Source organism: Saccharopolyspora sp. NPDC047091, from assembly GCF_040643635.1.
GTDB lineage: Bacteria > Actinomycetota > Actinomycetes > Mycobacteriales > Pseudonocardiaceae > Saccharopolyspora_C.
In genome coordinates this window covers 1-19,377 of the sequence record NZ_JBEYUS010000094.1, presented here as the reverse complement: position 1 = coordinate 19,377, position 19,377 = coordinate 1, and the positions used below count along the sequence as shown (strand labels likewise).

The 19,377-nt window shown below is 73.8% G+C and carries 18 protein-coding genes; 10 read left to right on the top strand and 8 right to left on the bottom strand.

Features of this window, described 5'->3' with window-relative positions; genetic code table 11:
- The coding region (locus tag ABZ805_RS26960) for an NB-ARC domain-containing protein (protein WP_358445971.1) at nt 1-1,642 on the bottom strand (1,642 nt) is incomplete at its 3' end.
- A 264-nt stretch (nt 1,643-1,906) separates the two neighbouring features.
- Between ABZ805_RS26960 and ABZ805_RS26955 the strand changes: the two genes are divergently transcribed.
- From ABZ805_RS26955 to ABZ805_RS26925, 7 genes are all read left to right on the top strand, one after another.
- Nucleotides 1,907-3,016, top strand: a complete 1,110-nt coding sequence (locus ABZ805_RS26955; RefSeq protein ID WP_358445975.1) for a class I SAM-dependent methyltransferase — start codon at nt 1,907-1,909, stop codon at nt 3,014-3,016.
- 449 nt (nt 3,017-3,465) lie between these two features.
- On the top strand, nt 3,466-4,728 hold the full coding sequence (locus ABZ805_RS26950; RefSeq protein ID WP_358445969.1) for a beta-ketoacyl-[acyl-carrier-protein] synthase family protein: 1,263 nt from the start codon (nt 3,466-3,468) through the stop codon (nt 4,726-4,728).
- Entirely contained in the window at nt 4,725-5,927 is a 1,203-nt protein-coding gene (locus ABZ805_RS26945) for a beta-ketoacyl synthase N-terminal-like domain-containing protein (protein ID WP_358445968.1), read from the top strand. Before ABZ805_RS26950 ends, ABZ805_RS26945 begins: the two co-directional genes overlap by 4 nt.
- 19 nt (nt 5,928-5,946) lie before the next feature.
- Complete coding sequence (locus ABZ805_RS26940; protein ID WP_358445965.1) at nt 5,947-6,201, top strand: acyl carrier protein; 255 nt, start codon at nt 5,947-5,949, stop codon at nt 6,199-6,201.
- Nucleotide 6,202: 1 nt separating this feature from the next.
- A complete protein-coding gene (locus ABZ805_RS26935) occupies nt 6,203-6,658 on the top strand; it encodes an SRPBCC family protein (RefSeq protein WP_358445962.1) in 456 nt (151 codons plus the stop codon).
- 84 nt (nt 6,659-6,742) lie between these two features.
- Nucleotides 6,743-7,369, top strand: a complete 627-nt coding sequence (locus tag ABZ805_RS26930) for a hypothetical protein (protein WP_358445960.1) — start codon at nt 6,743-6,745, stop codon at nt 7,367-7,369.
- A gap of 453 nt (nt 7,370-7,822) precedes the next feature.
- Entirely contained in the window at nt 7,823-8,641 is an 819-nt protein-coding gene (locus ABZ805_RS26925; protein WP_358445957.1) for an SAM-dependent methyltransferase, read from the top strand.
- Between the two features lie 4 nt (nt 8,642-8,645).
- On the opposite strand, the gene ABZ805_RS26920 is transcribed toward ABZ805_RS26925, so the two are convergent.
- From ABZ805_RS26920 to ABZ805_RS26910, 3 genes are all read right to left on the bottom strand, one after another.
- Entirely contained in the window at nt 8,646-9,128 is a 483-nt protein-coding gene (locus ABZ805_RS26920) for a nitroreductase family deazaflavin-dependent oxidoreductase (protein ID WP_358445954.1), read from the bottom strand.
- A gap of 112 nt (nt 9,129-9,240) precedes the next feature.
- Nucleotides 9,241-11,190: a rhamnogalacturonan lyase gene (locus ABZ805_RS26915; RefSeq protein ID WP_358445952.1), complete on the bottom strand. Its 1,950-nt coding sequence runs from the start codon at nt 11,188-11,190 to the stop codon at nt 9,241-9,243.
- Between the two features lie 279 nt (nt 11,191-11,469).
- Nucleotides 11,470-12,198 carry a LysR family transcriptional regulator substrate-binding protein gene (locus ABZ805_RS26910; protein WP_358445949.1) on the bottom strand — a complete coding sequence of 243 codons (729 nt, stop codon included), beginning with the start codon at nt 12,196-12,198 and terminating at the stop codon, nt 11,470-11,472.
- A 60-nt stretch (nt 12,199-12,258) separates the two neighbouring features.
- On the opposite strand from ABZ805_RS26910, the gene ABZ805_RS26905 reads away from it, so the two are divergent.
- Entirely contained in the window at nt 12,259-12,645 is a 387-nt protein-coding gene (locus tag ABZ805_RS26905) for a DUF5997 family protein (RefSeq protein WP_358445946.1), read from the top strand.
- Nucleotides 12,646-12,807: 162 nt separating this feature from the next.
- On the opposite strand, the gene ABZ805_RS26900 is transcribed toward ABZ805_RS26905, so the two are convergent.
- Nucleotides 12,808-14,409: an aldehyde dehydrogenase (NADP(+)) gene (locus tag ABZ805_RS26900; protein WP_358445943.1), complete on the bottom strand. Its 1,602-nt coding sequence runs from the start codon at nt 14,407-14,409 to the stop codon at nt 12,808-12,810.
- 155 nt (nt 14,410-14,564) lie between these two features.
- Here ABZ805_RS26900 and ABZ805_RS26895 point away from each other — a divergent pair, with 155 nt between their 5' ends.
- Nucleotides 14,565-15,437 carry a LysR substrate-binding domain-containing protein gene (locus ABZ805_RS26895; RefSeq protein ID WP_358445940.1) on the top strand — a complete coding sequence of 291 codons (873 nt, stop codon included), beginning with the start codon at nt 14,565-14,567 and terminating at the stop codon, nt 15,435-15,437.
- 124 nt (nt 15,438-15,561) lie between these two features.
- Here ABZ805_RS26895 and ABZ805_RS26890 read toward each other — a convergent pair whose 3' ends face one another.
- From ABZ805_RS26890 to ABZ805_RS26880, 3 genes are all read right to left on the bottom strand, one after another.
- Nucleotides 15,562-15,966: a hypothetical protein gene (locus ABZ805_RS26890; RefSeq protein ID WP_358445938.1), complete on the bottom strand. Its 405-nt coding sequence runs from the start codon at nt 15,964-15,966 to the stop codon at nt 15,562-15,564.
- A 192-nt stretch (nt 15,967-16,158) separates the two neighbouring features.
- Nucleotides 16,159-16,392, bottom strand: coding sequence for a hypothetical protein (locus ABZ805_RS26885; protein ID WP_358445936.1), 234 nt, complete (start codon nt 16,390-16,392; stop codon nt 16,159-16,161).
- 179 nt (nt 16,393-16,571) lie between these two features.
- The gene (locus ABZ805_RS26880) at nt 16,572-18,983 is read right to left on the bottom strand and encodes an NACHT domain-containing protein (RefSeq protein WP_358445934.1); all 2,412 of its coding nucleotides are present in this window, start codon (nt 18,981-18,983) and stop codon (nt 16,572-16,574) included.
- Between the two features lie 216 nt (nt 18,984-19,199).
- Between ABZ805_RS26880 and ABZ805_RS26875 the strand changes: the two genes are divergently transcribed.
- Nucleotides 19,200-19,377: LLM class flavin-dependent oxidoreductase (locus ABZ805_RS26875; protein ID WP_358445973.1), on the top strand; the 178-nt coding region annotated here is incomplete at its 3' end.

Sequence of the window (19,377 nt, the reverse complement as noted above, 5' to 3'; positions counted from 1 at the left end):
GACTTCCAGCGCGTGGGAGCCATCGGGCACGTCGGCCGCGTGCACGGCCACCGCACCGTCCTGGGGCGTGGTGGGCACGGGTTTCCCGTCGAGCACGCCGGTGGTGCAGCATCGCCAGCCTGCGCGCGGTGCGCGCCTCCAGCTCGGGCTCGCCGAGCTCGCGGGCGGCGGCCAGGCACGCCTCGTCCACCGCGCGCCAGTCCGCGTGGTGTCCGCGGTACCGGAACAGCGGCCAGAGCAGGTACCCCAGCTGCCAGGCCGCCGCGGGCAGCCCGCCGTCCGCGGCCGCGCGCACTGCTCCGACCAGGTTGGCGCGTTCCCGCTCCAGCCAGTCCAGCGCCTGCCCGCGGTCCGCGAACTCGGGGGAATCCGTTGCGGGAGTGGCGAATTCGTAGGCCGCGCCGCGCAGGTGCGGGGTGCAGAGCGCGGCGGCCTCCCCGGAGTGCCGGACGTAGTGCTCGACGATGCGCAGCAGCACCTCGGCGCGCCGTTCGGCGGTGTCCACCGCGTCCGCCTTCTCCTTGGCGTGCAACCGGATCAGGTCGTGGAACCGGTACCGGTCGTCGCGCACCTCCTGCAGCAGGTTCGCCTCCTGCAACGCTTCGAGCGGTTCGTCCAGCGCGGCCCGGCCGAGCCCGGTCGCGGCGGCCACGACCGTGCGGTCGAACTCCGGGCCGGGGTGCAGGCCCAGTGCCCGGTAGGTCCACCGGGCCGGATCCGGGAGTTCTTGGTAGGACGCGTCGAAGATCGAGCGCACCGATACCTCCTCGCCGCGCGAGAGCAGACCGAGCCGCCGCTGCTCCTGCCGGAGTTCCGCCACCGTCTCCCGCAACCGCAGCAGCCGCCGCGACGCCAGCCGGGCGGCGGTCACCGACAGCGCGATCGGCAGGCCGCCGCACAACCGGACGAGCTCCTGCACCGGCTCCGGTTCCGCGGACATCCGCTGTGCGCCGACGGCCTTGAGCAGCAGCTTCCGCGATGCGTCCGCGTTGAGCGGGCACACGTCGATGAATCGCGCCCCGTCGGCCAGCAGCGAGCGCAACATCCGGCGGGTGGTGACCACCACGGTGCAGCTCGGCGCGGCGGGCAGCAGCGCGCGCACCTGCGCGGCGGTCCAGGCGTTGTCGAGCAGGATGGCCAGCGACCTGTCCGCCACCAGGGAGCGGAACCACGCCGCCCGCGGCCCGGCCCCGGTCGGCAGTTCTTCCGGCGGGACGCCGAGGGCGCGCAGGAAGTCGCCGAGGACCGTGGCCGGATCGGCGGGGCGCCCCGCGTCCGCGCCGGAGAGGTCGGCGTACAACTGCCCGTCGGCGAACCGGTCCCGGGTGCGGTGCAGCCAGGACAGCGCGAGCGCGGTCTTGCCGACACCGCCGAACCCGGACAGCACCACGAGCCCGCAGCGGTCCGGGTGCGCCGCCGGCCGGTCCAGCTCGTCCAGCTCGGCGTTGCGGTTGGTGAAGTGCGCGGGGGCGGGAGCGAGCTGCCGGGGCACGCCGGGGTCCGGTCCGCGGTGGAAGTGGATCTGGCCGATCGAACCGGCCTGCACCACCGGCCCGTGCGCGGTGCCGGCGAGCGCGTTCGCGGTCGATGGCCCGGTTCCCGGCTGCGGGGAGATCCCTGGCGGGTCTTCGGTGCCGGACACGACACGAATCACCCCCGTCCTGCACCGTACGCAGTGCCTCGGTCGGCGCGATGCCCGCCAAGCGAGTGGTCCGGCCCGGTGGCCCGTCGCCCCGATGTCGATCATGGACCGTCCGGCCCGCCCGCGGCGGGGGAGCCGACCAAGATCACCGGATGGAGTGGTGGCCCACCGGTGCTGCTGCCGTTCGGGCTGAGCACGGGGGATACGATGGACGGCCGTACGCTCGACGAGAAGAGAACCGCGTTGCCGAACACCCCGCTGCCGATGCTGGAATGGACCGAGCGAGGGGAGCCGCGTTCGGCGATCTGGCGTTCCGAGAACGACGCGCCGCCGCCGCGGCAGGTGGTCGTCGCCGATGACCGGCTGCGGGCCGACGACGCGCACAGCCAGGCGGCGGAGGGCACCGCGTTCCTGTGGCGCGGCGACTTCCACGGCGCGCGGAACCTGCTCACCGCGATGACGCGGCGGGTGGACCGCAAGCCGCTCGCCGAGATGGACACCCCCGCGCAGACCTTCCACCGGTACCGGCAGCGCCAGGCGCAGCGGGCCCGGCTGCTGGGCATGCTGCTGATCCCCGTAGACGCCGGGTGCGTGCTGCCGCTGCGGCGCGGACCGGAGATCCGGGACGCCTGCCTGGAAGCGGGCTGCCCGGCGGACGAGCCGTTCGTGCTGTCGCTGCGGGAACTGCTCGGCATCATCGGCGCGCACGAGTGGCGTCGCAACGGCATCGAGATCCCCGCCCTGGACGCGCGGATCCACCCGCACTACGGCGTGTTCGCGCCGCTGCGCTCCGACTACCTGGAGCTGATCGCCGCCGAACCGCTGCCGCCGGTGGAGACCGCCTTCGACATCGGCACCGGCACCGGCGTGCTGGGCGCGGTGCTGGCCCGCCGCGGGGTGGACCGGGTGGTGGCCACCGAGCTGGACGAGCGCGCGCTGACCTGCGCGGCGGAGAACGTCGCGGCGCTCGGGCTGGCGGACCGGGTCGAGGTGACCTCGGCCGACCTGTACCCGGCGGGCCGCGCGGGCCTGGTGGTGTGCAACCCGCCGTGGCTGCCCGCGAAGCCGTCGGCGGCGCTGCAGCGCGCCGTGTACGACCCGGGCAGCCGGATGCTGCGCGGTTTCCTCACCGGGCTCGCCGCGCACCTGGAGCCGGGCGGGCAGGGCTGGCTGGTGCTGTCCGACCTGGCCGAGCTGCTCGGGCTGCGCACCCGGCAGGAGCTGCTGGACCTGATCGACGCCGCCGGACTGGCGGTCGCCGGTCGCAGCGATGCCGCGCCGCGGCACCCGCGGTCCGCCGACACCTCCGATCCGCTGCACGAGGCGCGTGCCGCCGAGACCGTGTCGCTGTGGCGGCTGGTGGCGCGGGACTGACTCCACCTCCCGGGAATCGGCCCGGAATGAGAATCGAATTCTTTTCACCTGTTTCGGCGCGGTGCATTCGCATCGCGCCGAATCACTCGGTTGGCCGTTGGCCGCGATCGGTGCCCTGGGTAACTTCTGGTGGCCGCCGGTGAAATCCGACCTCGCCGCACCGCACTCAGTCGTCCGCCGAGCGGACGAAGGCTGCCCGCGGTGCGCACCGGCTGGAAGTGTCGGCGCTTCCACGCACGTCATCGCGGACGTGGTCCGGGCAGTGCGGTTTCGGTTCCGGTACCGCGCGCGGCCGAATTCCGCATTTCCCCGCGTTCGGAAATGATCGCGGAATCGTCCCGAGGTGTGCGAGAAGATCTCATTCGAGGGGTGCCCATGCGAACACGGGAATCGTCGCGGACCGCTGCGCCGAATTCGTTCGGGCCGGTGTTCCGGAGCGGGTGGCGCGGGTGAGCACCGGCGACCGGCGGGTGGTCCTCACCGGCATGGGCGTGCGGGCGCCCGGCGGGCACGGCACGGCCGGGTTCTGGGACCTGCTCACCTCGGACCGCACCGCCACCCGCACCATCACCGCCTTCGACCCGGCGCCGTTCCGCTCCCGCATCGCCGCCGAGGTGGACTTCGACCCGGTGGTCGAAGGCTTCGACGGCGCGGAGGTGGCCGACCGGGACCGGGTGGTGCTGCTCGCGCTCGCCTGCGTCCGCGACGCGGTCCGGGACTGCGGGCTGGACCTCGCGCGGCGGGATCCGACCCGGATCGCGGTGAGCATCGGCAGCGCGGTCGGCTCCACCATCAGCCTGGACCGCGACTACCGGCGGATCTCCCGGGACGGTTCGACGTGGCTGGTCGACCACGTGCCGGCCTCCGCGCGCTCCCGCGACCACCAGGTCCCCGCGAGCCTGGCCCGCGACGTGGCCCGGGAGGTCGCGGCCGAAGGGCCGGTCGCGGTGATCTCCACCGGCTGCACGTCCGGGCTCGACGCGGTCGGGCACGGCGCCGAGCTGATCCGCGACGGGCGCGCCGACCTGGTCCTCGCCGGTGCCGCGGACGCGCCCATCTCGCCGATCACCGTGGCCTGCTTCGACGCGATCCGCGCCACCTCGCCGAACAACGCCGACCCGGCGCACGCCGCCCGCCCGTTCGACCGGCGCCGGGACGGCTTCGTGCTGGGGGAGGGGGCGGCCGTGTTCGTGCTGGAGGAACGCGCCGCCGCACTGCGCCGCGGCGCCCGGGTGCACGCCGAGCTCGCCGGATTCGCCGGGCGCTGCAACGCCTTCCACATGACCGGGCTGCACCCGGAAGGCCGCGAACTGTCCTGGGCGATCACCGCCGCGCTGCGCGCCGCCGGCCGCGACCGGGTGGACTACCTCAACGCGCACGGCTCCGGCACGAAGCAGAACGACCGGCACGAGACCGCAGCGATCAAGCGCAGCTTCGGCGCCGCCGCGCACCGCATCCCGATCAGCTCCATCAAGTCCAAGGTGGGGCACTCGCTGGGTGCCGTCGGCTCCGTGGAGCTCGCGGCCTGCGTGCTCGCCATGCGGCACGGGGTGATCCCGCCGACCGCGAACCACGCCGAACCGGACCCGGAGTGCGACCTGGACTACGTGCCGGGCGCGCCGCGGGAGGCGGACCTGGACGTGGTACTCAGCATCGGCAGCGGCTTCGGCGGGTTCCAGAGCGCCGTCGTCCTCACCAAGGGGGACCGGTGACGGAGGTGGTGGTGACGGGGATGGCCGCGATCGCCCCGAACGGCGTCGGCGTCGAGGACTACTGGGACGCCACCCTGGACGGCCGCAGCGGGCTCTACCCGATCCGCGGGTTCGACGCGACGTCCTACCCGATCCGGGTCGCGGGCGAGGTGCCGGACTTCGACGCCGCCCGCCACCTGCCGCCGCGGCTGCTCGCCCAGACCGACCGGATGACGCGGTACGCGCTCGCCGCCGCGGACTGGGCGGTGGCCGACGCCGCCGTGCCGCCGGACGCCGACGGCGAGTTCGGGGTGCTGACCGCGGCCGCGGCGGGCGGGTTCGAATTCGGCCAGCGGGAACTGGAGAAGCTGTGGGGGCAGGGCCCGGACCGGGTCAGCGCCTACCAGTCGTTCGCCTGGTTCTACGCGGTGAACACCGGCCAGATCTCCATCCGGCACGGCCTGCGCGGCACCGGTTCGGTGCTGGTCGCCGGGCAGGCCGGTGGGCTGGACGCGATCGCGGAGGCGGCCCGGATGCTGCGCCGCGGCACCAACGCCCTGGTGCTCACCGGTGGTTTCGAGGCCTCGGTGTGCCCGTGGGGGCTCGTCGCCCACGGCACCACCGGCGTCATGAGCACCGACCCCGATCCGCGCTGGGCGTACCTGCCGTTCGACGAGCGCGCGTCCGGCGCGGTGCCCGGCGAAGGCGGCGCGCTGCTGGTGCTGGAGCGCTCGGCCGACGCGGCCCGGCGCGGGGCACCGCAGGTGCACGGCCGGATCGCCGGGCACGCCGCCACCTTCGATCCGCCGCCCGGTTCGGACCGCGAACCCGGCCTGACCCGCGCGATCCGGGCAGCGCTGCGCGACGCGGAGCTCCCGTCCGAGGCGGTCGACGCCGTGTTCGCCGACGCCGCGGGCACCCCGGACCGCGACCGCGCCGAGGTCGAGGCGCTCGGCGCGGTGTTCGGGCCCCGCGGCGTCCCGGTGACCGCGCCGAAGAGCATGACCGGACGCCTCGATTCCGGCGGTGGCCCGCTGGACGTGGTCACCGCCCTGCTGTCGGTGCGGGACGGCGTGCTGCCGCCCACGATCGGCACCCGCCGCGCCCCCGGCGGACTGGACCTGGTGCTGGAGGAACCGCGGGAACTGCCGCTGCGCACCGCGCTGGTGCTGGCGCGGGAACCCGGCGGGTTCAACTCGGCGCTGGTGGTGACCGCATGAGCCGTGGAGGAGGAGATCCGTGCGACTGACCCGGACCCAGCTGGTGAGCGCGATCCGCGCCGCCGCGGGCGACACCGAATTCGCCGACCTGGACGGCGATGGACTGGACCGCCGGTTCGACGAACTCGGCTACGACTCGCTGGCGCTGCTGGAGGTGGCCGCCGTGCTGCGCCGCACCCACGGCATCGCGCTGCCCGACGAGGCGGTCCTCGACGTCGGCACGCCCGCCGCGCTGCTGCGGATCGTGAACCGGACGACGGAAGAGGTGAGTTGAGATGGCCCGGACCGACAACTCCGTGACGGTGCGGGCTCCGCTGCCGCTGGTGTGGGACATGACCAACGACGTGGAGTCCTGGCCGACCCTGTTCGCCGAGTACGCCCGCTCCGAGGTGCTGCGCCGCGAGGGCGGCACCATCGACTTCCGGCTCACCACCCACCCGGACGCCGACGGCAAGGTGTGGAGCTGGGTGTCCCGGCGCGTCCTCGACCTCGCCGAGCGCACCGTGCGCGCCCGGCGCCTGGAAACCGGGCCGTTCCAGTACATGGAGCTGTGCTGGACGTACCGGGAGACCGAATCGGGCACCGTGCTGCGCTGGGTGCAGGAGTTCACCGTCAAACCCGAGGCGCCGTTCGACGACGCCGCGATGACCGCGCGGCTCAACGCGGCCACCCGCAGGAACATGGGCCACATCAAGGCGGTGATCGAACGGGCCGCGCACGCGTCGCGGTGAGCGCCGGGCCGAAGGTCTCTGGGACCCGGCGGGCACCGCGTCGATCCTGGTGCTGTCGGCGGAACGCGCGAGCGGGAGCAGGCGATGAGGACGGGTGCGGTGCTCGGAGCGCTGCGCTGGACGGCGCAGGCGCTGCGGCCCAAGCGGAATCCGCTGCGCCGGAGCCTCGACCGCTGGACCGCCGCGGTCATGGCGCTGCTGGTCGGGTTGGCGCTGGCCTCCGTCCCGGTCGCGGCCGCCGTCGGCAGCGGCACGCACCAGCGGCTCGGCGAGCGGTCCGCCGCGCAGCACGCGGAACGCACCGCGGTGCGCGCCCGGCTCGTCGAGCCGGTGCGGATGACGATCGTCGGCGGCGGTTCGCCGCAGACCCAGCGGGTGCTGTTCCACGCCCCCGTGACCTGGCGGGACGAGGCCGGGCGGCCGCACGGCGGGTGGGCGGAGATCTCCTCGGCCGCGGTGGCGGTGGGCGACGAGATCGAGGTGTGGGTGGACGACCGGGACGCGGTCGTGGCACCTCCGCTGGGCGCGGATCGGGCGTTGGCGTCCGCGATCAGCGTCGGCGTGCTGGTCGTCTTCGGCTCGGTGGTGTGCTGCGGGGTGGCGCTGGTGCTCGTGCGCCGCGTCGCCGACGGCCGCGCCCACCGCGCGTGGGCGCGGGAGTGGGAGGTGGTGAGCCCCCGCTGGGACCATCGCGGACCCGCAGACGCCTGACGCCGGTCTGGCTGCTTCTGTTGTGTAGGGCTCGGGTGGCGGAACCTCAGCGGCTTCCTCGCTGCGGGATCGTTTTCACCGGTGGCTCCGCCACAGGAGAAAACGCTGTCCCCGCGAGGAAACAGCTGAGAACCCGCGGCGGTGCGAGTTGCTCTGGTGGTCGTCTGCTCAGCGGCTTCGCCGCTGACAGGACACCGACAAGGCCCGCCGGGCGGGTTCCGAGACGGGCAGCGCGTGCCGTGGCCGCTGGGGAGTTCCGTCACCGCTCGCCGTGCCGCGCTCACCGTCCGCGGTCGTGGTCCGGCCGGGCGCCTCCCGGGGATCTCCGCGCGGTCCGCCGTGGGATGCTGATCGCGCGGTGCACCCCGCTCGACGGTGTTCCGGGAGCGCCCGGGGACGCGTCGGGCCGGTTGCGCCGCGGGTTCGAATCTCCGGACGGAGGCGGGAGGCACGATGGCGGACGAGCACCGGAACGCGGAGGCGGACCTGGGCACCGACCGCGCCCACGGCGCCCGGATCTACGACTACATCCTCGGCGGCAAGGACAACTACGCCGTCGACCGGGCCGCCGCCGAAGCCACCCTGGAGGTGTGGCCCGCGCTGCGGGTGCACATGCGGGCCAACCGCACCTTCATGCACCGCGCGGGTCGCCACCTGGCCCGGGAGTGCGGCATCCGCCAGTTCCTCGACATCGGCACCGGCATCCCCACCCGGCCGAACCTGCACGAGGTCGTGCAGGAGGTCGCCCCGGACTCGCGGGTCGTCTACACCGACAACGATCCGATCGTGCTCGCGCACGCCCGCGCGCTGATGTCCAGCGCGTCGGCGGGCCGCACCGCCTACGTCGAGTCGGACATGCGCCAGGTCGAATCCCTGCTGGCGGCACCGGAACTGCGGGAGACGCTGGACCTGGACCGGCCGATCGGGCTGATGCTGATCGGGATCGTGCACTTCATCGAGGACGACGACGAGGCGCTGGCGGTGTCGCGCCGGATCGTCGACGCGCTGCCCTCCGGCAGCTACCTGGCCGCGACGATCGGCACCGACGACTTCGCCCCCGAGGCGCTGGCGCAGGTCGTCGACGTCTACCACCAGCACGGCGAGACCATGCGCCTGCGCAGCAAGGCCCAGGCGGCGCGGTTCTTCGACGGGCTGGAGCTCGTCGAGCCGGGCCTGGTCCAGATGCACCGGTGGCGCCCGGACGACGACGAGCACCTGTCCCTGGACGAGGCGGACATCGCCATGTACGGCGCCATCGCCCGCAAGCCGTGAGCGGTCAGCGCGGCCGGAGCTCGAACATCGGCAGCGCGGTGTCCCGCTCGGTGACCTCTTCGCCGAGGGTGCCGCGCAGGACGTCCTTGAACTTGGCCCACGCCCGCGGGTGCCGCCGCGCGTAGTCGGCGAGCATCGCGTCGGCCTCGGCGGTGGTGAGCCGCCGCGCGGTGGCGGGACGGTCGCGGTGCCGGCCGGTGGAGACGCGGACCTGCGGGTTCGCCACCACGTTGCGGTACCACTGCGCGCGGGCGCCGAACCCGGAAGCGACGACGTGGACATCCGGTTCGGGGGTCGCGAGCACTTCCAGCACGACCCGCCGGGCCATCCCGGAGTTGCGGCCCACGTGCTCCAGCAGGAGCAGCCGCGGGCCGAGCAGGGCGCCCAGCCGAGCCCGGTACAGCAGGACGGGCGCGCGCATCAACGCGCGGGTCCGCAGCAGCCGGGCTCCGGCCCGGCCGAGAGCGGTGGTGCCTCGTTCCGGCATGGTCGGCCTCGATTCGTCCGGTCCGTGCAGTGTCGCACCGGGAACCGCCCCGGCGGGGCGGGATCCGGCCGGTGCGGGGTGATCGCGGTCCGACCACCCCGCCCGGGCATCATCAGGGCAGCGGCCCGCCGGTGCGCTGCGCCGCCGCGTCGGCCAGGGAGTAGCCGGGGTGCGGCGGCTGGTTGTAGGCGGTGTTCTGCCAGGCCACGGCGAGCCGGTACTGCCGGTCCTCCATCAGGCCGGGCAGGCTCAGGTCGGTGGGCTCGGTGGTGCTGAAGATCCGCAGCGCGCTGCTGTCCTCGGTGCGGAACACGACCTCTTCCCGCCAGTCGCCCATCAGGTCCGCGGACAGCGCCGGGGTGGCCTTGGTGCCGTTGTTGGACGCGACGCCGTCGAAGTCCTGGACGCGTTCGGTGCCGTCGCCGGTGTACTTGTCGATGTGGGTGTCGTCGAGCAGTTCGCGGCTCGCGTCGCCGTCCCACCACACCAGGAAGTTCATCGATCCGGGCCGGGGCCCGACGTCCTCGCCCGCGGCGTCGCGCAGCCGGTCGTCGGCGGCGGACCAGAACTCGGCCCCGGGGTTGCCGTCCCAGATGTCGCCCGCGACGCCGCGGCCGTTGTCGCCTGCGGGTTCGGTCTGCCAGAGCACTTCGCCGGTGGCGGCGTCGGCGAGCCAGGACGCGGGCTGGTCGGAGTTCTCGTCGACCTTGTACACCTCCAGCCCGGGCCGGTCGGGGTCGAAGTCGCCGACGTGCAGCGCGTCGCCGTGCCCGAATCCGGTGTTCCAGGCCGGTGTCCCGTCGTGGTCGATCGCCATCGCGCCGTAGACGACCTCGTCGTTCCCGTCCGCGTCGATGTCGGCGATGGACAGGTTGTGGTTGCCCTGCCCGGCGTACTCCGCACCCGCCTCGTCGCTGTCGAACGTCCACAGTGGAGACAGTTCGCCGTCGAAGGTCCACGCGGTGATGACGGAACGGGTGTAGTAGCCGCGCGCCTCGATGAGCACCGGACGCCCGTCGATCTCCGCGGTGGCGGCGAGGAACCGGTCGCAGCGGTTGCCGTAGGAGTCGCCCCAGTCCGCCGGATCGCCGCGCTCGGGGACGTAGTCCGCGGTGTGCCGCTCCGCGCCGGTGGTGCCGTCGAAGACGGTGAGGAACTCGGGCCCGTCCAGCACGTACCCGTCCGCGTTGCGGTGGTCGGCGTCCGCGTCGCCGAGCGCGGCGCCGGTGCCGTCCACGGTGCCGTCGGCGGTCTTCACCGCGACTTCGGCGGCGCCGTCCCCGTCGTAGTCGTACACCTGGAACTGGGTGTAGTGCGCGCCCGCGCGGATGTTGCGGCCGAGGTCGATGCGCCACAGCCGCGTCCCGTCCAGCCGGTAGGCGTCCAGCAGCTGCGGGCCGGTGTACCCGGCCTGCGAGTTGTCCTTGGAGTTGGACGGGTCCCACTTGACGACGTACTCGTACTCGCCGTCGCCGTCGAGGTCTCCGACGCCGACGTCGTTGGCGCTGTAGGTGTAGTCCTCGCCGGTCGGGGTGGTGCCGCCGTCCGGCACGTCCAGCGGGATGTCGAGGTGGTCGGCGGCGAAGGCGCGCGCGGTGCTCGCGGCGGCCCGCTGCCCGTGCGGGGCGATCTCGTAGCGGGCGTCGGCGGACGCGCCGCGGTCGAGGAATCCGGTGCCGGTCAGCGGTTCCGGCGTGACCAGGGTGCCGTCCCGGTACACGTCGAAGGTGGCGCCCGCCGGGTCGGTGCCGAACAGCCGCCAGGACACGAAGTTCCCGTCGCCGGAGCGGACGCTGATGGCGGCGCGACCGGGTGCGGCGGCGCGGTTCCCGGCGGTTGCGGTGCCGGCCGAGCCGTTTCCGGTCGGTTCGCCTTCGGTCGACCCGGTTCCGGCCGGTTCGATCATGCTTCCGGCCGGTGCGGATGCTGCTCGTGCGGTTCCTGCCTGCGGGGGTTCGGCGGGGGAGCCGGTTGCGGGTGCGGCGAAGCCGATCGGCAGCGCGGCCGCGGCGAGCGCGGTCACCAGCGCGCGGCGGTGGGTTCCCGTTCGAGAGGGGTGCATCGTGGACGGTTGCGATCTGGTCGAGGGTGCTCCGTCGCACCCCGGTCGGATGATCTGGTCCGGCGCTCCCGGATGTCGCACGAGATGGGGAAAGCGCTTTCCCGAACGTTAGGGGCGGGCGGCTCGGCTCCGCAAGGACCGATCGACGGTGCTCGTGGTCCGGCCGTCCGGCGGCAGCGCGCGACCTGCCGGGGGTTCCGGCGCCCCGCCATCAGGCGGAGTCGTCCGCGCTCCGGGACGGGGCAGGCCGCCGCTGCGCTGCGCGTTCGGCCGCCCGGGTCAGGACCGGCGCCGCGGCTTGCCGCGCCCGCCACCGGGGCGCGGTCCGCCCTTGCCGCGGGCGGGTTTCGGGGCGGGCTGCTTCTTGGCCGCGGGCCGCTGCTTCGGCGTGGGTTCCGGGCGCCCGCGGGTGCTGTTCACCGTGCGGCCGCGCACGATCCCGATGAACCGCTCCATCAGGTCGGTGGTCTCCGCGTCCGGCCAGGACAGCGCGACCTGCGACTGCGGGACGTCGGTGAGCGTCCGGTAGGTGAGGTCCTTGCGGTGGTGCAGCCGGGCCAGCGACTGGGGGACGACGAGCAGTCCGACGCCCGCGGCGACGAGCTCGACGGCGAGGGCGGTGTCCGCGGGCCGCTCGAACGCGGGCCTGCCCGGCGGCCGGTCCCAGCCGAGGGTGTCGTCCAGCGGGTGCTGCACGATCTCGTCGGCGAGGTCCTCCGGCCGCACCTCGTCGGCCGCGGTGATCACGTGGTCCTTCGGCACGACGACCACGGTCGTCTCGGTGTAGAGCGGGATCGCGTGCAGCCCGTCCCGGTCGGTCGGCAGCCGCAGCAGCGCCGCATCGACCTCGCCGCCGCGCGCCAGGTCGGCCGCGGCGGCCGCCGGGGTGGCGACCAGGTGCAGCGGCACCGAGGGAACCCGTTCGTTCCAGATCCGCACCCACTTGCCGGGGGTCACCCCGGGCACGTACGCGAGGGTGAACGACGACGATCCGACCGAGCCTGCCACCGGGCCAGGCTACCGGGCGTCACCGCAGGTACCGCGGGCCCGGGTCGATACCCTGGACCCATGACGTCGCACAAGACCCCCCAGACGATGAAGCCCGCGACCGCGGCCAAGAAGCTGAACGTGTACCTCGAAGCCACCCCCGCGGAGTTCCAGGAGGGCGTGGTCTCGCGCGACGAGCTCAACGCCCTGCAGACCGACCCGCCGGAGTGGCTGCGCGAGCTGCGCCGCAACGGCCCGCACCCGCGCCCGGTGGTCGCCGCCCGGCTCGGCGTGTCCAACAGCGGCCTCGCCCGCGGCGGCATCACCGAGGCGCTCACCACCGAGCAGATCGAGGCGCTCAAGGCCGAGAACCCGGAGTGGCTCCAGCACGAGCGCGCCACCCAGGCCGAGGTCCGCAAGGAGGCCGCCCGCGTCAAGAACAAGTCCCGCGAGGACTCCGACTCCTGAGCCCGCCGCGGCGGGGGCGGGCGGCGGATCCGCGCGGGACGCTCGTGGTCCCGGGGCGTGCCGCAGGCCCGCACCCGTCGTGATCTCCCGGGTCGCGACGCGAACAGCGCCCGGCTCCGCCGCTGGCGGGGCCGGGCGCTGGGGTGTCCGGGACGTCCGGGATCAGTGCTCGCCGAGTTCGCCGTCCACCCGGCGCCAGATCTGCTCGGGGTTGCCGTCGGCGAGCACGCTCGGCAGCAGTTCGGCGGGCACGTCCTGGTAGGCCACCGGCCGCAGGAACCGGTCGAGGGCCAGCGTGCCGACCGAGGTCGTTCGGGAGTCCGAAGTGGACGGGAACGGTCCGCCGTGCACCATCGCGTGGCCGACCTCGACGCCGGTCGGCCAGCCGTTGAACAGGATCCGGCCCGCCTTGCGCTCCAGCACGGGCAGCAGCGCGCCCGCTTCGGCGGTGTCCGCGGCGGTGGCGTGCACGGTGGCGGTGAGCTGCCCTTCCAGCCCGGCCGCGACCTCGCGGACCTGGGCGGCGTCCCGGCAGCGGAGCACCAGCGCGGACGCGCCGAACACCTCGTCGTCCAGCCCGTCCCCGGCCAGGAACGCCTCGGCGTCGGTGACCAGCAGCGCCGCCCGGCAGGACTGCGGCGCGTCGGATTCCCGGCCGCGGGCCAGCACGGTCACCTCGCCCTTGCCCGCCAGCCCCTGCACGCCCGATTCGTAGGAGCGGGCGATGCCGGGGGTGAGCATCGGCGTCGGGGCGGCCGCGGTGACGGCCGCGGCGGCGCTGTCCAGGAAGCTCGTCAGCTCGGGCCCGTCGACGGCGATGACCAGGCCGGGGTTGGTGCAGAACTGGCCGGATCCCATCGTGAGCGAGCCGACGAACTCGCCGCCGAGCTCCGCGGCCCGCACGGCGAGCGCGCCGGGCAGCAGGAAGACCGGGTTGATGCTGCTCATCTCCGCGTACACCGGGATCGGCTGCGGCCGGTTCTGCGCGGCGGCGGTGAGCGCGAGCCCGGCGGCGCGGGAACCGGTGAAGCCGACGGCCTGGATGCGCGGGTCGGTCACCAGCGCGGTGCCCAGACCGGGTCCGCTGCCGAACAGCAGCGAGAAGGTGCCGGCGGGCAGCCCGCAGGCGGCGACGGCGTCGCTGATCGCCCGCGCCACCAGTTCGCAGGTGCCGGGGTGCGCGTCGTGCGCCTTGACCACCACGGGGCAGCCCGCGGCGAGCGCGGAGGCGGTGTCGCCCCCGGCGACGGAGAACGCGAGCGGGAAGTTGCTGGCGCCGAACACGGCCACCGGCCCCAGCGGGATCTTGCGCTGCCGGATGTCGGGGCGCGGCGCGGGGGAGCGGTCCGGCTGCGCCGGGTCGATGCGGGCACCCGCGAAGCTGCCCTCGCGGACGACCTGCGCGAACAGCCGCAGCTGCCCGGTGGTGCGGCCGCGCTCGCCGGTGGTGCGGGCCAGCGGCAGGCCGCTCTCGGCGTGGGCGCGGGCGGACAGCACCTCGCCGATGGCCTCGATGTTGTCGGCGATGGTCTCCAGGAACACCGCGCGCTGCTCGGGGGTGGTGGCCCGGTAGGTCTCGAACGCCTCGTCCGCCGCCGCGCACGCGCGCGCCACCTCCGCGTCGCCGCCGTGCCCGTAGGCCGGTTCGAGCTCGGCACCGGTGGCGGGATCGATCGCGCGGATCTGCTCGCCGTCGCCGAACACCGGGGTGCCCGCGATCAGCATTCGCCCGGTGAGGTCGGTGGCGGTGGTGCCTGTGGTCATGCGGTGGGTCCTCCTCGATCCGTGCGGGGCGCGGGGACGCGGCCTGCGGCGCGCACATCCCGCCAGCGGTGACACTAAGATCCCCGACCGATGCGTGTCCAACTCCGATCGAGCATCGTCCGATGCGGGAAAGGCATCGCACGCGGGAGGCGAGCATGTTCACCCTCAACCAGCTGTCCGGGTTCGTCGCGGTGGCGGAGGAACTGCACTACGGGCGGGCGGCGGCGCGGCTGCGCATGACCCAGCCGCCGTTGAGCAGGCAGATCCAGCTGCTGGAGCGCGACCTGCAGGTGCGGCTGTTCGACCGCAGCGGCCGCGCGGTGCGGCTCACCCCGGCGGGGCGGGCGTTCCTGCGCGATGCGCGGCGGCTGCTGCACGAGGCGGAGAACGCGACGCTCGCGGTGCGGCGGGTGCCGAGCGGCGCGGCCGGCGTGGTGCGCGTCGGGTTCACCGCGACCTCGGCCTACGGGAAGCTCGGCGGGGTGCTGGAGACGGCGCGGGAGCGGTTGCCGCACGTGGACGTGGTGCTGCGGGAGCTGGTGACCCGCGAGCAGCTGGACATGCTCTCCTCGGGCGCGCTGGACCTGGGCCTGGTGCGGCCGCCGATCACCCGGCCGGAGCTGGATTCGCGGCGACTGCTGGCCGAACCGCTGCTGGCGGCGTTGCCCGCGGGGCATCCGCTGGCAGGTTCGGAGACGTTGAGCCCGGCGGACTTCGACGCCGCGGACGTGGTGATGTACTCGCCGACGGAGGCCCGCTACTTCCACGAGCTGCTGGTGAGCGTGTTCCGCGAGGCGCACGTGTCACCGCGCTACACCCAGCACGTGAGCCAGGTGCACACGGTGCTGGCGCTGGTGCGCGCCGGGCTGGGGATCGCGCTGGTGCCGTCGACGGCGACACTGCTGCGCTTCGACGGGGTGGTGCTGCGGCCGGTGGCCCTGCCGGATCCGGAGCCGGTGGAGCTGCACCTGGCGTGGCGCCGCGCCAACGACAACCCGGCGCTGGGCGCGCTGCTGGCGCTCGTCTGACGAGCCGGTGCCGGGGCGCTGTTCGCGGTCGCCGGACGGCCCGCGCCGGGTGGCCGGACGGCCCGCGCCGGGTGGCCGGCCGGCTCGCCGCGCGGTTCGGTGCGGCGGGCCGGCCACCCGGTGATCAGCGGACGGCGTCGGGCTGGGGGAACCAGCGGCGGATGTCCTCGGGAGTCGCTTTCGCGGTGCGGTTGAACACGAAGCGGGCGTGCGGGAGTTCGGCGTGCACCAGGTTGACCAGGGACTCGAACAGCTCGGTGTTCTGCGCGGCCAGCCGGACTCCGGCGCCGATGAGCACCGCGTCGTAGGGGCGGTCGGTGATGCGCCGCCGCACGGTCTCCAGCGCGGTCTCGCCCGAGTCGATCTGGCAGCCGTCGACCTCGTACCCGGCGGCGCGCAGCTGCGCGATGTTCTGCTCGTGGGCGGCTTGCAGCCGTTCGCGGGACAGGCCGGGGAAGCGGGCGAAGTCGGGTGAGTCGTAGTCGACGACGTCGGGGTGCAGGCCGATCTGGATGGCGCGGACGGTCATGGCGGGCGTCCTCTCTCGCTCGCCCGTCCGAAGCGGTTTCCGGTGCTGTGCGGGCGGAATCCGCGTGGGAAGCGAGGCCGGGCTCCGGGGCGGCGCGGGCAAGTCAACGGGTGTTGACCGGAACGCTAGCGGACGCGCGAGCGGCAAGTCAACCAGTGTTGACATGGCCCGTCCGTCCCGGCGCGCGCTTCTTCAGGCCGGGATGGCGCAGCGGAGCATGCCGTCGTCGCCGCGGACCGCCGTCGGGTTCGCGCGCAGCAGCCGCAAGGCCTCCTCGTCGAACCGCTGGAAGCCGAGGAACTCGCGGCCCGCATCGCCGTCGCGGTACACGGCGGCCCATCCGTGCAGGTCATCGCAGGTCACGTGGTAGGTGAGCGCGGGTGGCGCCAAGGTCGGCAAGGTGATCCCTCCGGGTCGGACACTCAACGTGCGGATTGAGCACAGAGAGTATCCCCTTGGCGATCACTGCTCCATTCGGGGTAGCGAACTCGTCCTCATGCCGGAATGTCGAGATCCTCCGGATGGGCTGTCGGGCGGAGGTCGCACGGGCAAGGCCCCGCCGCGCGCGGTCCGCGGATCGCGCGCGGCGGGCGGCATCGCCGCGGTCAGGTCTTGGCGGTCTCGGAGCTCGCCGAACCGGATTCGGGCGCGGCGCCCTGGGCGGATTCCGCGCCGGCCTGCTCCGCGCTGCCGGACTCCGAACCGCCGGATTCCGAATCACCGGACTCCGCACCGGCCTGCTCCGCGGCCGCGGCCTTCTTCTTGCCCGCCTTCCGCTCGTACCCGAGCAGGTGGTCCCGCACCGCGAGGTGCGTGAACCGGTAGCCACCGTCCACCTTGGACAGCAGGCCGTGCTCGGCGAGTTCGCGCAGCAGCCGCGCTCGTCGCACCGGCAGTTCGCTGAGCGCCATCGCCCGCGCCAGCCACTCGGCGCCCGCGTTCTTCGCGGTGTCGAACGGGAACATGTCGGCGTGCCAGGCCGCAGGTGCCGCGAGCCCGGCGACCACCATCGCGATGGCGACGTCGAGGGCGCGTTCGTCCAGCAGCGACCCGGTGAACAGCACCGGGAGCACGCCGACGAGCCCGGCCGCGGCGGCCACCGGCGCGGAGTTCTTCAGCCACGCGGAACCCTTGCCGTCGAACTCGGCGTACTGGTCGTCGCCGAACTGCCACCACACCTCGTCGCGGGCGGCGGTGGTGAGCCCGGCGACGATGCCGACCAGCACGGCGATGCCCATGGCGGTGAGCATTTCCTGCGGTCCGAGCCAGATCGTGGTGACCCCGACGACTCCGGCCCCGGCGGCGCCGAGCGCGGCGCTGTTGCCGGGCATCTTCGACCAGGCCTCGACGGCGCTCATGATGGTGAAGAACGCGGTGAGGACCACGACCGGCACCCCGATCCACCACGGCTGCGCGGCGAGCCAGTTCGTGGCGGGGGTGGTGAGCCCGACGAGCGTCAGGCTCACCACCAGGCCGAGCACGTACCCGCAGGCGGCCGTGGTCCAGCCCTGCGGCACGGTCCGCGCCAGCTGCGCGGGCCGCAGCCACGGCAGCCCGGAGAGGTGGTCCAGGAACGCGATGTAGCCCACCAGCACCGCCGCGGTCACCAGCGCCGCCGCGGGCCCGAGCAGCATCCCCATCGCCAGCGTCACGCCGGTGACGGAACCGGCGAGCACTCCGGGCAACCCGCGCGCGAACACGTGCACGACGGTGCTGGAGGGCAGGTGCCGGGCCCACGCGACGAGGCTGGGCAGCCGGGTGCGGGCGGTGAGGTCGTTGCACAGCGGGCTCGCCGAGACCCGCGCCAGGAATCGCAGCGTGCGCCGCACCTTCTCCGCCGGGTAGCCGAGCTCCTCGGCGTGCTGGGCGGGCACGGCGGTCAGGTAGGCGTCGAAGACCTGGCGGCGCCGTTCGGCGGGTGTGCCGCGGAGGTCGATCTCCGACGGCGGCCGGTCCTGGTAGGCCAGCGCCATCAGGCTCAGCATCAGCGGCGAGTCGAGCAGTTCCCACAGCTGCGGGTCGGTGCGCACGACGCTGCGGACACCGTCGACGCGGCGCCCGAGGCGGGTGTAGAACTCGGCGACCTGCTTGCGGGTGAGCGGGTTGATCGTGACGGTGTTGCTCAGCTGCAGCGGTTCGGTGAGCTCTTCGTGGTCGGTGCTGCGGCAGCAGACGACGAGCTCGGCGATGGCGAAGTTGTCCCGCAGCTTGTTGATCTCGGTGACGCAGCGCTCCTGGTATTCCGGCGGGACTTCGTCGAGCCCGTCGAGCATCAGCCCGATGCGCCCCTGCTCCAGCCAGATCCGCCCGAGCGACGGGTGGATGTTGTAGCGGCGTTCGACCTCGCGCAGCAGCCACTTGTCGAAGTCGGTGGGCGGCGCGGGCCTGCGGTCGTCCCAGCGCCACCCGGACATCGCCCAGGAGCCGAGGTCGACGATGAGCGGGATGGGCCGCTTCTGGTCGCCCGCGGCGCGCAGGGCGAGGGCGCGGGTGAGTTCCAGCAGCAGGGTGGACTTGCCGGAGCCGGGGCCGCCCAGGACGAGCAGCGAACCGTTCGCCTCGTCGAGGGTGCCGGGCAGGTCGGCGCCGGCGGGCAGCTTGGCCTTCTTGCCCGTGCTGTTCTGCACGACGACGTCGGCGGGCCGGGCGACGGTCGGGGGCATGTCGTCGCCGTCGAGCAGTCCGGCCACGTGCGCGGCGAGCGAGCCGTTGAGCCGTTCGCGCGCGTACCGCTCGGCGCTGTGCACGGACCGTTCCCGGTTGGAGGGGGAGTTGAGCCTGCGGGCGGTGACCGGTTTGTCGGTGTTGGTGATGCGTTCCCACCCGGCGAGCGCGGCGCCGAAGAGCAGGAACACGATCACGAGCGGCCAGAGGACGGCGGCCAGCGGCCGGAGGAATCCGGGCAGGTAGCCGCCGGTTCCGATGCTGATGGCGGTGGGGACGAGGACCAGCGTGACGGCGATTCCCGCCCCGATGAGCAGCGCCGTCCGCACCGTGCGGGCGAGCCTGTTCTGCATGATCGTCTCTCCAGGGGTCGGCATCCGCGCGTGCGCCTAGAACTATGGTCCGGCGGGCACGGACTGTAAACGCTCCATTCCGGTCGGTGTGTCCGAGTGTGATCGGCGACGCGGTGAACGGCCCGCAGTGGATCGGCCTGGAATAGTTAAAACTTCAACGAGGTTCCAGCGGGTGCACCGGCGGACAGGACGGCCGGCCGAGGTGAGGAGGGCGCAGTGCAGTTCGGCATCTTCAGCGTGGGGGACGTGACTCCCGACCCGACCACGGGCGCGGTACCCACCGAAGCAGCACGCATCCAGGCGATGGTGCGCATCGCGGAGAAGGCGGAGGAGGTGGGCCTGGACGTGTTCGCGACGGGTGAGCATCACAATCCGCCGTTCGTGCCCAGTTCGC